General features: G+C 68.1%; 15 protein-coding genes. 10 read left to right on the top strand and 5 right to left on the bottom strand.

All coding sequences use genetic code 11. The features are described from left to right. The first annotated feature begins 56 nt into the window (after nucleotides 1–56). From gsiB to G3N96_RS15860, 5 genes are all read left to right on the top strand, one after another. Complete coding sequence (gene gsiB, locus G3N96_RS15880) at nucleotides 57–1,619, top strand: glutathione ABC transporter substrate-binding protein GsiB (protein ID WP_124577615.1); 1,563 nt, start codon at nucleotides 57–59, stop codon at nucleotides 1,617–1,619. 79 nt (nucleotides 1,620–1,698) lie between these two features. After that, nucleotides 1,699–2,619, top strand: coding sequence for a glutathione ABC transporter permease GsiC (gsiC, locus tag G3N96_RS15875; RefSeq protein WP_085037810.1), 921 nt, complete (start codon nucleotides 1,699–1,701; stop codon nucleotides 2,617–2,619). A gap of 7 nt (nucleotides 2,620–2,626) precedes the next feature. Further along, on the top strand, nucleotides 2,627–3,520 hold the full coding sequence (gsiD, locus tag G3N96_RS15870) for a glutathione ABC transporter permease GsiD (protein ID WP_089458029.1): 894 nt from the start codon (nucleotides 2,627–2,629) through the stop codon (nucleotides 3,518–3,520). Next, nucleotides 3,520–4,602, top strand: a complete 1,083-nt coding sequence (locus G3N96_RS15865; protein WP_206137760.1) for a P1 family peptidase — start codon at nucleotides 3,520–3,522, stop codon at nucleotides 4,600–4,602. The genes gsiD and G3N96_RS15865 overlap by 1 nt, the downstream gene beginning before the upstream one ends. Continuing rightward, nucleotides 4,599–5,426 (top strand): M55 family metallopeptidase, encoded by an 828-nt coding sequence (locus tag G3N96_RS15860; protein WP_206137759.1) that lies wholly within the window; start codon nucleotides 4,599–4,601, stop codon nucleotides 5,424–5,426. The genes G3N96_RS15865 and G3N96_RS15860 overlap by 4 nt, the downstream gene beginning before the upstream one ends. Before the next feature lie 38 nt (nucleotides 5,427–5,464). Here G3N96_RS15860 and G3N96_RS15855 read toward each other — a convergent pair whose 3' ends face one another. Beyond that, complete coding sequence (locus tag G3N96_RS15855) at nucleotides 5,465–6,244, bottom strand: alpha/beta hydrolase (protein ID WP_206137758.1); 780 nt, start codon at nucleotides 6,242–6,244, stop codon at nucleotides 5,465–5,467. Between the two features lie 142 nt (nucleotides 6,245–6,386). Here G3N96_RS15855 and G3N96_RS15850 point away from each other — a divergent pair, with 142 nt between their 5' ends. Further along, nucleotides 6,387–7,166: a helix-turn-helix transcriptional regulator gene (locus G3N96_RS15850; RefSeq protein ID WP_206137757.1), complete on the top strand. Its 780-nt coding sequence runs from the start codon at nucleotides 6,387–6,389 to the stop codon at nucleotides 7,164–7,166. A 457-nt stretch (nucleotides 7,167–7,623) separates the two neighbouring features. On the opposite strand, the gene pcaG is transcribed toward G3N96_RS15850, so the two are convergent. The 3 genes from pcaG to G3N96_RS15835 form a co-directional block, all read right to left on the bottom strand. Further along, on the bottom strand, nucleotides 7,624–8,217 hold the full coding sequence (gene pcaG / locus G3N96_RS15845) for a protocatechuate 3,4-dioxygenase subunit alpha (protein ID WP_124577625.1): 594 nt from the start codon (nucleotides 8,215–8,217) through the stop codon (nucleotides 7,624–7,626). Between the two features lie 3 nt (nucleotides 8,218–8,220). Beyond that, entirely contained in the window at nucleotides 8,221–8,928 is a 708-nt protein-coding gene (gene pcaH, locus G3N96_RS15840; RefSeq protein WP_006489685.1) for a protocatechuate 3,4-dioxygenase subunit beta, read from the bottom strand. Between the two features lie 274 nt (nucleotides 8,929–9,202). Continuing rightward, nucleotides 9,203–9,769, bottom strand: coding sequence for a YiiX/YebB-like N1pC/P60 family cysteine hydrolase (locus G3N96_RS15835; RefSeq protein ID WP_206137756.1), 567 nt, complete (start codon nucleotides 9,767–9,769; stop codon nucleotides 9,203–9,205). A 120-nt stretch (nucleotides 9,770–9,889) separates the two neighbouring features. Between G3N96_RS15835 and G3N96_RS15830 the strand changes: the two genes are divergently transcribed. The 4 genes from G3N96_RS15830 to G3N96_RS15815 all read left to right on the top strand — a co-directional run bounded on the left by G3N96_RS15830 (nucleotide 9,890) and on the right by G3N96_RS15815 (nucleotide 12,537). Beyond that, nucleotides 9,890–10,627 carry a helix-turn-helix transcriptional regulator gene (locus tag G3N96_RS15830; RefSeq protein ID WP_124577629.1) on the top strand — a complete coding sequence of 246 codons (738 nt, stop codon included), beginning with the start codon at nucleotides 9,890–9,892 and terminating at the stop codon, nucleotides 10,625–10,627. 84 nt (nucleotides 10,628–10,711) lie between these two features. Next, a complete protein-coding gene (gene pcaQ, locus G3N96_RS15825) occupies nucleotides 10,712–11,698 on the top strand; it encodes a pca operon transcription factor PcaQ (RefSeq protein ID WP_206137755.1) in 987 nt (328 codons plus the stop codon). Between the two features lie 110 nt (nucleotides 11,699–11,808). Next, entirely contained in the window at nucleotides 11,809–12,168 is a 360-nt protein-coding gene (locus tag G3N96_RS15820) for a type II toxin-antitoxin system RelE/ParE family toxin (RefSeq protein WP_206137754.1), read from the top strand. Between the two features lie 72 nt (nucleotides 12,169–12,240). After that, nucleotides 12,241–12,537, top strand: coding sequence for an XRE family transcriptional regulator (locus tag G3N96_RS15815; protein ID WP_206137753.1), 297 nt, complete (start codon nucleotides 12,241–12,243; stop codon nucleotides 12,535–12,537). A 150-nt stretch (nucleotides 12,538–12,687) separates the two neighbouring features. Here G3N96_RS15815 and G3N96_RS15810 read toward each other — a convergent pair whose 3' ends face one another. Next, a complete protein-coding gene (locus tag G3N96_RS15810; RefSeq protein WP_206137752.1) occupies nucleotides 12,688–13,962 on the bottom strand; it encodes an amino acid permease in 1,275 nt (424 codons plus the stop codon). Nucleotides 13,963–13,998: the final 36 nt, after the last annotated feature.

Here is a 13,998-nt window from a genome sequence, read left to right as displayed (position 1 = left end):
GTCGAAACCGAAGCGCCCGTGAGGCGTCACCGATTCACCGTTAGGAGCCCAGCAAAATGACCAAGCAGCATCCGTTCCCGATGTTTCGTCCGCGCGCGTGTTTCGTCGCGCTTGCCGGCGCGTTCGCGCTGTCGGCCGCGGTGCCCGCGTTCGCGCAGCAGACCGCGGTGATGGCGGTGGATTCGACGTTCACGACGATGGACCCGTACGACGCGAACGACACGGTGTCGCAGGCCGTCGTCAAGTCGTTCTACCAGGGGCTGTTCGGCTTCGACAAGGACATGAAGCTCGTCAACGTGCTGGCAACGAGCTACGACGCGAGCCCCGATGCAAAGGTCTACACGATCAAGCTGCGCCAGGGCGTGAAGTTCCACGACGGCACCGATTTCAACGCGGCGGCCGTGAAGGCGAACTTCGACCGCGTGACCGATCCCGCGAACCACCTGAAGCGCTACAACATGTTCCGCGTGATCGAGAAGACCGAAGTGGTCGATCCGTACACGGTGAAGATCACGCTGCGCGAGCCGTTCTCGGCGCTGATCAACACGCTTGCGCACCCGTCGGCCGTGATGATCTCGCCGGCCGCGCTGAAGAAGTGGGGCCGCGACATCGCGCTGCATCCGGTCGGCACGGGCCCGTTCGAGTTCGTCGAATGGAAACAGACCGACGACCTGAAGGTGAAGAAGTTCGCCGGCTACTGGAAGAAGGGCTATCCGAAGATCGACGCGATCGACTGGAAGCCGGTGGTCGACAACAACACGCGTGCCGCGCTGATCAAGACGGGCGAAGCCGATTTCGCGTTCCGCATCCCGTTCGAGCAGGCGGCCGACCTGAAGGGCAACCCGAAGGTCGACATCGTCGAGCGGCCGTCGATCGTGCAGCGCTACGTGTCGCTGAACATGCTGCAGAAGCCGTTCGACAACCCGAAGGTGCGCCAGGCGCTGAACTACGCGGTGAACAAGGAAGCGCTCGCGAAGGTCGCGTTCTCCGGCTTCGCGACGCCGTCCACCGGCGTGGTGCCGCAGGGCGTCGACTATGCGACGAAGCTGGGCCCGTGGCCGTACGACCCGGCGAAGGCGCGCGCGCTGCTGAAGGAGGCCGGCTATCCGAACGGCTTCGAGACGACGCTGTGGTCCGCGTATAACAACTCGACGTCGCAGAAGGCGATCCAGTTCGTGCAGCAGCAGCTCGCGCAGGTCGGCGTGAAGGTGCAGGTGCAGGCGCTGGAGGCCGGCGAGCGCGTCGCGAAGGTCGAGAGCGCGCCGGATCCGGCGAAGGCGCCGGTGCGGATGTACTACATCGGCTGGTCGTCGTCGACCGGTGAAGCGAACTGGGCGATCACGCCGCTGCTCGCCGGCGCGTCGGCGCCGCCGAAGCTCGTCAACACCGCGTACTACAAGAACGACACGGTCGACGGCGATCTGACGAAGGCGCTCGAGACGGTCGATCGCGCGAAGAAGGCCGACCTCTACGCCGATGCGCAGAAGCAGATATGGACCGATGCCCCGTGGATCTTCCTCGTGCAGGAGAAGATCGTCTATGCGCGCAGCAAGCGGCTGCAGGGTGCGTACGTGATGCCGGACGGTTCGTTCAACTTCGACGAAATCTCGCTGAAATGACAGTGGTGATGACGGCGGCTCGTCCGCCATGCGGTGCCGGCGGCGCGAGCCGCCGGTACGCTGAATCGATCGGTGCCCCATGCTGAATTTTCTCGTCAAACGCCTGTTCGGCCTGCTGCCCACGCTCGCGATCGTCGCGGTGCTGGTGTTCCTGTTCGTCCACCTGCTGCCGGGCGATCCGGCGCGGCTCGCGGCCGGCCCCGAAGCCGACGACGCGACGGTCGCGCTCGTGCGTGCCGATCTCGGGCTCGACCGGCCGCTGCCCGCGCAGTTCGTGAACTTCTTCACGAAGATCGCGCACGGCGACTTCGGCATGTCGACGCGCAGCAAGCGGCCGGTCTCGACCGAGATCGGCGAGCGCTTCATGCCGACGCTGATGCTGACGCTCGTCAGCATGGTGTGGGCCACGGCCTTCGGGATGGCGATCGGCATCGCGTCGGCGGTGTGGCGCAACCGCTGGCCGGACCGCCTCGGCATGACGCTCGCGGTGTCGGGCATCTCGTTTCCCGCGTTCGCGCTCGGCATGCTGCTGATGGAAGTCTTCTCGGTGAAGCTCGGCTGGCTGCCGGTCGTGCCGGACGGCTCGTGGAAGAGCTACGTGCTGCCGTCGCTGACGCTCGGCGCCGCGGTCGCGGCCGTGATGGCGCGCTTCACGCGCGCGTCGTTCGTCGAGGTGCTGAACGAGGATTTCGTGCGCACCGCGCGTGCCAAAGGCGTGCACGAGCCGATGGTGGTGCTCAAGCACTGCCTGCGCAACGCGATGATCCCGGTCGTCACGATGATGGGGCTGCAGTTCGGCTTCCTGCTCGGCGGCTCGATCGTCGTCGAGGTCGTGTTCAACTGGCCGGGGCTCGGCCGCCTGCTCGTCGACGCGGTGACGATGCGCGACTACCCGGTGATCCAGGCGATCGTGCTGCTGTTTTCGCTCGAGTTCATCCTGATCAACCTGACCGTCGACGTGCTGTACGCGGTCATCAACCCGACCATCCGGTTCAAGTGAGGCGCGCATGAACGCGACAGTCCAGACCGCGGCGCCGGCCGCACCCGCCGCGATCCGCACGCCGTGGCGCGAATTCTGGCGCAAGTTCCGCAAGCAGACCGTCGCGCTCGTCGCGGGCGGCTTCGTGCTGGCGCTCGTCGTGCTGGCGTTCGTCGGCCCGCACATCGTGCCGTTCGATCCGGAGAACTATTTCGACTACGACGCGTTGAACGCGGGGCCGTCGGTCGTGCACTGGTTCGGCGTCGATTCGCTCGGCCGCGACATTTTCAGCCGGATCATCGCGGGCACGCGCATCTCGCTCGCGGCCGGCTTCTTCTCGGTTGCGCTCGGGGCGGTGATCGGCACGTTCTTCGGGCTGCTCGCCGGTTACTACGAGGGCTGGTGGGACCGCATTACGATGCGCGTGGCCGACGTGCTGTTCGCGTTCCCGGGCATCCTGCTCGCGATCGGCGTGGTGGCGATCCTCGGCAACGGGATGGTCAACGTGATCTGCGCGGTCGCGATCTTCAGCATCCCGGCGTTCGCGCGGCTCGTGCGCGGCAACACGCTGATGCTCAAGCACATGACCTACGTCGAGGCCGCGCGCAGCATCGGCGCGTCGGACTGGACGATCATCATGCGGCACATCCTGCCGGGCACCGTATCGTCGGTCGTCGTCTACTTCACGATGCGGATCGGCACGTCGATCATCACGGCCGCGAGCCTGTCGTTCCTCGGGCTCGGCGCGCAGCCGCCGACACCGGAGTGGGGCGCGATGCTCAACGAGGCGCGCGCGGACATGGTGACGGCGCCGCACATCGCGATCTTCCCGAGCCTGGCGATCTTCCTGACCGTGCTCGCGTTCAACCTGCTCGGCGACGGGCTGCGCGACGCGCTCGATCCGAAACTGGAGCGCCGCTGATGCGTCACTCTCCGATGTGGACGGCGACGCTGCCGTCCGGGCCGCGCGGCACGATCGCCGACGTGCCGGGCGTGACGGTCGGCCATTGCACGCTCGATGCGGGCAACGTGCAGACGGGCGTGACCGTCGTGAAGCCGCATCCGGGCGACGTGTACCGCAGCAAGGTGCCGGCTGGGGCGGCGGTGATCAACGGGTTCGGCAAGAGTGTCGGGCTCGTGCAGGTCGACGAGCTCGGCACGCTCGAGACGCCGATCGCGCTCACCAATACGTTCGGCGTCGGCGCGCTCGCGCAGGCGCAGATTCGTGCGGCGATCGCGGCGAATCCGCAGATCGGCCGCGACTGGTCGACCGTCAACCCGCTCGTGTTCGAGTGCAACGACGGCTATCTGAACGATATCCAGGCGTTCGCGGTCACGCCCGCGCATTACGACGACGCGTGCCGCGCGGCATCGCGCGACGTCGCACGCGGCGCGGTGGGCGCGGGGCGCGGGATGGCGAGCTTCGACCTGAAGGGCGGGATCGGTTCGGCATCGCGTGTCGCCGTTGCGGCCGGGCGGCCCTATACGGTCGGCGCGCTCGTGCTCGCGAATTTCGGCCGGCTGCCGATGCTGACGCTCGGCGGCGTGCCGGTCGGACGCATCGTCGCGCAACGGCGTGCGGCCGAGGCCGCGCATGCGGCGCCGCCGGAGCAAGGATCGATCATCCTGCTGCTGGCGACCGACGCGCCGCTCGATGCGCGGCAACTGTCGCGGCTTGCGCGCCGCGCAGGGGCGGGGCTGGCACGCACCGGCTCGGTCTACGGGCACGGCAGCGGCGACATCGCGCTCGCATTCTCCACCGCCTACACGATCGCGCACGACGCATCGACTCTCGCGCTGCCGGCCCTCGTCGCCGATGCGGCGCTCGATCCGCTGTTCGTGGCCGCGGCCGAAAGCGTCGAGCATGCGATCGCCGACGCGCTGCTGCAGGCCGTGACGGTGGCCGGGCGCGACGGCCACGTGCGGCAATCGCTGCGCGATGCGGTGCCCGATCTCGATCGCCTGTTCAACGAAGGTCACGAAGGACGTCTTACCCAGTCATGAAGATCCTGATTTCGACCGACATCGAAGGTGTCGCCGGCGTATTCGCCACCGAGCAGACGCGCGCCGGCAATCCGGAATACGAGCGCGCGCGCCGCTGGATGACCGCCGAGGCGAACGCGGCGATCGAAGGCGCGTTCATGGGCGGCGCGCAGGCGGTGTGGGTCAACGATTCGCACGGCGGTTTTCGCAACCTGCTGCCCGACGGGCTCGATGCGCGTGCGCGCGTCGTGCTCGGCAAGCCGCGCACGCTCGGATTGATGACGGGCCTCGAGCAGCAGCCCGATCTCGTGTTCATGATCGGCTATCACGCGAAATCGCAGACGCGCGGCGTGCTCGCGCACACGATCAACAGCTTTGCGTTCACGCAGGTATGGCTGAACGGCGTCGAACTCGGCGAAGCCGGGCTGTACGGTGCGCTGGTGCGCGAATACGGCGCGCACGTCGCACTGGCCACGGGCGACGACGTGTTCGCGGCGGAAACGCAGCCGCTGTTTCCGGATGCGCATTTCGAGACGGTCAAGACGGCCGGCGGCGCGTCGAGCGGCGATACGCTCACGCCCGCCGCGTCATGTGCGCGGATCGCCTCGGCTGCGCGCGAAGCGGTTGCGCGCGCATTGTCGGCAGGCGTGCGCGCCGGCGCCCATCGGCCCGCGCCGGCCGCGTGCACGCTGCGCGTGCAGACGGCGGCGCTGGCCGACCTGTTCTGCGTGCTGCCGTCGCTGGAGCGCGTCGATGCGGTGACGCTGCGCTTCGACGGGCCTTCGGTCGAGCATGTGGTGCGCACGCTGAACAGCTTGTCGGCGATGTCGTTCATGCTGCGATGATGCGCATGACTGCCATGCTCGTTGCGCGCCGCGCGTCGTCAAGGGTTGCCGACGGGGTTCGCCGTCACGGCGCGCAGGAACGCTTCCATCGCGGCGACCAGCGCGAGCGGCGTCTCGTTCATCGGGTAGTGGCCCGCGTTGCGCAGCACGTCGACGGTGGCGAGCGGATAACGCCGCAGGTAGGTGCGGGCCATCAGTGCCGCGTCGAACGCCGGATCGTGCTCGCCGATCAGCACTTTCACCGGATGGATGCCGGCGATTTCGTCGCCGAAATCCGTATCGGCCCACGCGCGGAAGTACGCGCCGAACGCAGGCGGCGACGAACGGGCTGCCGAATACGCCGCTTTCCACTCGACCCAGGAAGCGGGCAGGCGGCCGCCGGTGCTGCGGTCGATGATGGTCCGGCGATCGGCGACATGGTCGGCGGCGCGCTCGAATAGCGCACGTTTTTCCGCGTCGAACGGCAGGCCGCCGCACGGCACGGGCGTGACCGGCACCAGCGCGCGCACACGCCCGGGCGCGATGACGGCGATTTTCTCGGCCGCCATCGCACCCATCGAATGGCCGACGACGCTGAAGGTCGCGAAATCGAGCGTGTCGGCCAGCGCGAGCGCGTCGGCGGCGATCTCGTCGATCGTGTAGTGGCCCGCCGCGTCGCGCATGCGGCCGTAGCCTCGGTAGTCCATGAATACATAGCTGAAGTGCTGGCGCGACAGCCACGCTTCGACGGGTTCGAACGCGTGGGCGTCGCCGAACCAGCCGGGCAGTACAAGAACAGGGTGGGGGCCGTCCCCCACGCGATGAAACGTATTCGGCATGTCCGCTCCGATGCAGTGGTAATCCGGCCGATCAGGCCGACGGGTCTTGCGGCCGTCAGGTCGCGCAAGGGTGGAGCGGATCGTAGATCGCGCGAAGGAGACCCGCCTTCGATATCGGGTCATTGATGATGGAATTCGGGCCGTGAGAAATACCCTGCTGGATCCCTACGAAAACATTCCGCGAAGCGTGGTCGTGACCGCGAACGACTATGCGGCGGGCACGACGTTTCCGGAACACGCGCACGGGCGCGGGCAATTCGCGTTCGCGTCGCGCGGCACGATCAGCGTGTCGACGCCGCACGGGCGCTGGCTGGTGCCGCCGCAGCGCGCATGCTGGGTGCCGGCCGGCGTGCGGCACGAAATGACGATGACCGGGCCGGTCACGATGCTCAACACGTTCGTGTCCGGCGACGCCGCGCTTGAGGCGGGCCTGCCCGAGCAGTGCGGTGTGTATGGCGTATCGGCGCTGCTGCGGCAACTGATCGACGATGCGATCGACTTGCCGGCCCTGTACGACGTCGACGGGCGCGCGGGCAAGCTGATGGCGCTGCTGGTCGCGGAAATCGCGACGATGCCGCGCCTGTCGTTGCATGCGCCGCTGCCGGCCGACGCGCGGCTGGCGAAGGTGTGCCGGCACCTGCTTGCCTCGCCGTCGATCGCGGCCGATCTCGACCAGGTCGCCGCGGACGCGGGCTTGAGCCGCCGCACGTTCACGCGGCAGTTCCGTGCGCAGACGGGCGTGAGTTTTGCCGTATGGCGCCAGCAGGTGTGCATGCTCGCGGCGATCGCGCGCCTGAGCGACGGGCAGCCGGTGACGCGGGTCGCGCTCGATCTCGGGTATGCAAGCGCAAGCGCGTTCACGTCGGCGTTTCGCCGCATTCTGGGTGATACGCCGAGCCGCTATCTGGAGATTCGGCGCTGACCGGAACGAAGTGGCGCATGCCACGTCGGCGTGCCGGTTGCCGCAAAAAAAACGCGCCTGCCAACTTCGGTCAGACGCGTTTCAAGGCACTCGGTCAGAAAGAATGCGCGCACGGCCTGCCGGGCGGTGTCGCGCATGACATGCGTAATTGTTTCCTGTTTCGATTCAATCTCATTGAAGCGTTGCGGATAGCGAAGAATACGTCACGTAACGCGCAAACGATATCGTGTCCGACGAACGACTTGTGTGCTATCGCAGCATGCGCTTCAACCGTTCGTTCGATCCGGGGGCGGGAGTCCCACGGCAAGGCCGTCGGCACCCGCGACGCGGCGCGATGCACTGCAGCATCGAATGATGACGGCTGACCATGGAAAACGCCGCGTGGCGCGATGCCTGTCGGAATCGCGCCACGCGGCGGTGCGGTAGCGGGCGAAGCCGGCGTGCGCCGGCCCGCGCGTCACACGTCGAAGAACACGGTTTCGTCCGGCCCCTGCATGCGGATGTCGAAGCGGTAGACGACCGGGCGGCCCGGCTGCGCGTCGCGTTTCGCGACGAGTGTCGCGCGGCGTTCGGCCGGCACGGCGTTCAGCACGGGGTCGGCTGCGTTCGCGGCGGCTTCGTCGTCGAAGTACACGCGCGTGAACGCGTGGGTGAGGATCCCGCGCATCATCACGGTCACGTTGATGTGCGGCGCTTCGCCGGCGGCGACGCGGCCCGGCTTCACCGTCTCGACGACGAAGCGCTGCTGCGCATCGGTGCCGGTGCCGACCCGCGCGAAGCCCGTGAAGCCGGATGTCGCGATGTCGTCGCGCGACGCGGGGTAGCGGCCCGCGCCGTCCACCTGCGTGAATTCGAGCACCGCGTCGCCGACGACGTTGCCGTCACCGTCGAACACCTGGCCGACCAGCAGCACGTGCTCGCCTTCGGCGTGCGCCGCGGCGATCGTCGGCGTGAACAGGCTCTTCAGGTCGTAGTCGTATTGCTGCGGGCACAGGCCGTACGCGAAGTACGGGCCGACCGTCTGCGAAGGGGTTTGCTTCAGCGTCGTCATGGTTCAGCGCTCCATCGGGGTAGCGTCGCGGCCGCGCAGCACGATGTCGAATTCGTAGCCGAGCGCATAGCCTTCTTCGGTGATGTCCATCGAGAAGCGCGAGATCAGGCGATCGCGCGCGGCCTCGGGCGTGCCCTGGAAGATCGGGTCGTACGCGAGCAGCGGGTCGCCGGGGAAGTACATCTGCGTGACGAGACGCGAGCCGAAATAATCGCCGAACAGCGAGAAGTGGATGTGATTGGGGCGCCACGCGTTCGGATGGTTGCCCCACGGGTATGCGCCGGGCTTGATCGTCAGGAAGCGGTAGCGGCCTTCGTCGTCGGTCAGGCAACGGCCGGCGCCGAGGAAGTTCGGGTCGAGCGGCGCGTCGTGCTGGTCGACCTTGTGCACGTAGCGGCCGGCGGCGTTCGCCTGCCACACCTCGACGAGCGTGTTGCGCACGGGCTTGCCGCCTTCGTCGAGCACGCGGCCCGTGACGACCATGCGCTCGCCGAGCGGCTCGCCGTTCTTCACGGCGTTCTTCGTCAGGTCATGGTCGAGCGCGCCGAGATCTTCGGCGCCGTAGACGGGCGCGTACTGGTCGCGGAGCTTCTCCTTCAGCGGGATCAGCGGGCGCGTCGGGCCGCGCTTCACGGACGAACGGTACTCGGGGTGGACATAGGCCGGATGCGACGGCCAGTCGCGCGGCGTGAGGATCGTGGGGGAATCCATCGGAGCGTCTCCTGATAGGTATTTCGCGAAGTGGATGGCACGACTTTAGCCAATCCGGAAAGTTATGCAAAATGACCTTTTTTCGCGAATCGCATAACCGTTCGTTATGTCCGATGCACCAATGAAAATTCCGCCGGACAGGATGCCTGTCCGGCGGAAAAAGCGATCGGGCTTCGCGTCGTCGGTGACGACCCCGTGCACGGCCCTCCAGCCAGCCCGTCGCCGCTTTTTTGTGTTGTCGTTCTTGTTGTTATCCGGTCTCCCTGAGCGCCTGTTATGACGGGCGGCCGGGATCGAACACGATCCCGTCGAATTCGAGTGACAGCGTGCCGCTGCGCAGCAGGGCGGCCGGCGTCGCATCCCGGTCGGCACCGAGCACGTCGCTCGCGTAGCGCGCGCAGAACCCGCGCCGCGTCCGCAGGTTGAAGCGGTTGCCGAGCAGGGCGTCGATCCGTTGTTCGGCGGTTGCGTGCACCTGGCGCTGCGCATCGGCGCTCGGCTCCGCGACGCGACGGGCCAGCGCGATGCGTCCGCCGTCGGTACGGGCGACGAAGCGCGATAGCGGCGTGAGCTTCGTCCACGCCAGCGCCGGTTCGGCGATCACGGGCTCGTCGCCCGATGTGTCGACCACGATGCCGAAGCGATTGGCCCACGCACCCGTCGCGCCTGCCGCGTCGCGCGGCGCATTCGCCGTCACGCGGATGAACACGAGATCCCCGACGTGCGCGCTGGCGGCCAGCGTGCGGACCGTGGCGAGCGGCATCGTGCGATCGGTGTCGCGGGCATCGCGCGGGGCGGGGTGATGCGATTCGTAGGCAGCGGTGTCGGTTCGGGTGGTCATGTCGGCTCCGTCGTTCAGTGACAGCACGGAGTGGATTATGCAGACAAGTATCCGAATGTGTTCACCGGCGCGCGCAGGTAGCCTAATATCTGACCTCGAGCATCACTTTTCGATACCAACATGACCGAAACCGCCCAACTCATCGACATGCTGAAGCGCCAGCTGAAGGCGCAGGGCATGACCTACCGCGACGTCGCACGTGCGCTCGACGTTTCCGAGACCAGCGTGAAGCGGCTGTTCGCCAGCGGCCGCTTCACGCTGGAGCGCGTCGTGGAGATCTCCCAGCTGCTCGGCTATACGCTGGCCGAGCTCGTGCAGGAGGCGTCCGCGTCGGCGCCGAGGCTGCACGTGCTGACCGAGCAGCAGGAGGCGCTGCTCGTGTCGGACGACAAGCTGCTGCTCGTCGCCGTCTGCGCGATCAACTACTGGACGGTGCAGGACATCGTGTCGGCCTATCAGGTGACGAAGGCCGAATGCGTGAAATACCTGCTGATGCTCGACCGGATGAACGTCGTCGCGCTGTTGCCAGGCGACCGGATTCGCGTGCGCGTCGCGCGGGATTTCGACTGGCTGCCGGGCGGGCCGATCCGCCGTTACTTCCATGCGCACGCGCTCGGCGATTTCCTCGACAGCCGCTTCGACGGCGAAGGCGAGACGATGACGTTCTCGCAGGGGATGCTGACGGAGGCCGCTTCCGCCGAGCTCGAACTGGAATTGCGCCGGCTGCGCAGCAAGGCGGCCGCGCTGCATGCGGAATCGTCGTCGGCCCCGCTCGCGCAGAAGCGCGGCACCAGCTTGCTGATCGCGAAGCGGATGTGGGAGCCGGCCGGTTTCCAGGCGCTGCGGCGCAACGCGTGACGCGTGACGTATCGTCAAGCGCTTGGGGCTATCCGGAAAGTTATGCAAAATGGCATTTCATCGTCAATCGCATAACCACCCGTTATGAATAACCGTATCGCCGACGGCCGCGTCAAGTTTCGGCACCTGCAGTGCTTTCTCGCGGTCGCCCAGCTGGGCGGCGTGCAGAAGGCAGCCGAAAGCCTGTCGATCACGCAGCCGGCCGTTTCGAAGACGATCGCCGAGCTGGAGGCGATCCTCGGCGTGAAGCTGTTCGAGCGCGGCCGGCAGGGCGCGCAGCCGACCCGCGAGGCGCAACTGTTCATGCCGCACGCGAACGCGTGCGTGCTGGCGCTGCGGCAAGGTGTCGGGCTGCTCGCGCGCGAAGGCGGGGCCGCCGCGGCGACGCTGGAAATCGGCATGTTGCCGACCGTCGCGGCATCGCTCGCGCCCGCGTTGATGAAGGCGCTCGCGGAGCGCTGGCCGCGCGTCGTCGTGCGGATCGCGACGGCCGCGAACGCCGATCTGCTCGAGCGCCTGAAGTCCGGCGCGATCGAGTGCGCGATCGGGCGGCTGTCGGAGCCGGAGCGGATGATCGGGCTCGCGTTCGAGCAGTTGTACAACGAGCCGCTCGTCGCCGTCGTGCGCGCCGGGCATCCGCTGCTCTCGAATGCGGCGCCGGCGGCCGAGCTTGTGCGCTATCCGGTCGTGCTGCCGCCGTTCGGCACGCTGATCCGCCAGTCGGCCGAGCAACTGCTTGGTGCTTGCGGCGTGCCGCCGCTGGATGCGTTCATCGAGGTGTTGTCGGTATCGGTCGCGCGTGCGCTCGCGCTCGAAAACGACGCGGTCTGGTTCGTGCCGCTCTATGCGGCCGAATACGACCTGTCGGCCGGGGCGCTGGCACGCCTGCCGCTGCCGGCGGCGGGCACCGACGAGCCGGTCGGGCTGGTGCTGCGCACCGATGCGCAGCCGTCGCCGGTCGCGCGAACGCTGATCGACGCCGTGCGCGACATCGCGCGGTCGCGGTTCGGCGAGACGCGTGAGCGCGGGACGTCACGTGCGGCGCGCAAGCCGGCTCGTCGCGACGATTGAGCGGGCGGACCGGCCGCCGTTCCCGGCTGCCGGGTTGGCCATCCGGTCAGTAGCCGGCTGCGGGGTGCTTGGCATATCGTACCGATTTTGGTACGATTGGTGTCAAGACGATGACGAGACAGCAGATCCAGGTCACGCTCGGCGTGCGATTCTTCCAGACGGCCCGTGGCAACGAGCCGGTGCGCGAATGGCTGAAGGCGCTCGGGCAAGCGGAGCGAAGGGCGATCGGCGAAGAGATCAAGACCGTTCAACTCGGCTGGCCGCTCGGCATGCCGCTCGTTCGGAAGATGGCGCAGGATCTGTGGGAGATCCGCGTGATGTTGCCGGGGCGAAGCGCGCGCGTGCTGTTTACGGTCGTCGGCGACACGATCGTCCTGCTGCACGGCTTCTTCAAGCAGTCGCGGGCCACGCCGTCGGACGATCTCGATGTCACCGTCGCGCGCCTGAAAGCGCTGATGCGCGCCATCTGAATTTCCCGGTTGCGCCGGAACGCGCCGTCTTCGACGGTCAGGCCACCGGCAACGCCATGCACTGGAGTACCCATGACGACCACGAACAATCCGCATATCGGCAGCGATTTCGATACCTTCCTCGAGGAGGACGACAATCTCGAAGCGGCCACCGCCACCGCGATCAAGCGCGTGATCGCGTGGCAGATCGGGCAGGAAATGAAGGCGCAGCACATCACGAAAACCGCGATGGCCGCACGGATGAAAACCAGCCGCGCCGCGCTCAACCGCCTCCTCGACGAAACCGACACGAGCCTCACGCTGGCGACGCTCGCGAGCGCGGCCACCGCGCTCGGCAAACGGCTCAGCTTCGAGCTGGTGCCCGCCTGACGGGCGCGAAGTATCGGCGGACGGCCGAGGCCGCGCCCCTACGCAGGATGCGCGCGGCGGCGTGGCCGGCAATCCGGCCAGCGGTTCGGGGATGATCAGCCCGCGCGTCGCCGCCAGCAGGCGCGGGCCGGCCCGCGCGCAGCTGCCGGGTCACTGGCGCGGTCCGGCCACCTGCAGATAGAGCAGCGCACCGCCCGCGAGCAGCAGCGGGCACAGGATGTACCAGCCGGTCGTCAGGAACAGCGCGGCCACCGCGACCAGCGAAATCCATGCGCAACGGTGTGCGATGCCGCCGCGCGGCAGCAGTTTCAGCGCGGCGGCCGCGCCGAGCCCGTACACCATCACGAAGCACCCCGAGGTGACGAGCACGAGCGGCTTCGGCCCGACGTCCGACAGCGTCGTCGCAGCGAGTGCGACCACTGCGAGCAGGGCGATCACACCGAGGCTGCGGCGCGGGACGCCGCCGACCTGGCTGCCTTGCGCGAGCCACGCGGGCAATGCGCCGTCGCGCCCGAGCGCCGCGCCGAGCTTCGCCGCGCCCGCGAAATACGCGTTCATCGTACCGAGCGTGAGCAGCACTGCGGCCGCGGCGGCCAGCACCTGCGCATGGCCGCCGATGCCGCCCGCGATCAGTTCGGCGAGCGGCGCACCCGTTCCGCCCGCGGACGGCCCGAGCACCGTCACGCTCGCGGCAGCAACCGACAGATACAGAAACCCGACCACCACGACCGCAATTCCCGCCGAGCGCGGCATGTCGTGCGCGGGCCGGCGGAATTCGGCCGCGAGATGCGTGATCGCTTCCCAGCCGGCGAAACTCCACACGAGCAGCGCGGCAGCCTGGCCGACCGCGAGCCAGCCGTGCGGCGCGAACGGATGCAGGTTCGCGGTGCGCGCGTGCGGCGCGGAGGCGAGCACCGCGGCGAGCAGCAGCGTGACGAGCAGTGCCGACAGCACGAGCTGCATGCGGCCCGAAACCGTGACGCCGAATGCATTCGCGGCCGACACGGTCGCGATCAGCGCGGCAGCGGTGACGATGACCGTCGTGTGCCCGCCGCCCGTGACGGCCGCGACGTATGCGCCGCCGAACATGGCGGCGGCCGGTGCGCCGGCCGGTACCGCGAAGTAGAAGCACCATCCGACGATCGCCGCAGCTTTGGGCCCGAATGCGCGCCGCGCATAGGTCGAGACGCCGCCTGCGTCGGGATAGCGCGCGCCGAGTGCGGCGAAGGTGGCCGCGAGCGGCCCGGACAGCACGACCAACGCCGCCCAGGCGAGTAGCGAGGCGGGCCCCGCCACCTCGGCGGCCAGTGCGGGCAGCGCGATCACGCCGGTGCCGAGCACCGCGCCGATATAGAGCGCGGCGCCCTGGAAAATCGTCAGCGAGCCCGCGTGATGAGCGGCGGGCGATTCGACATGCGAGGGCATGGCCAGCAGTCTCCGGAAGTCTTGTTGTGTTCGAGC

The organism is Burkholderia sp. Se-20373, from assembly GCF_017104705.1.
Lineage (GTDB): Bacteria > Pseudomonadota > Gammaproteobacteria > Burkholderiales > Burkholderiaceae > Burkholderia.
The sequence above is the reverse complement of the archived record's forward strand: the minus strand, read 5'-3'. Positions and strand labels throughout refer to the sequence as shown.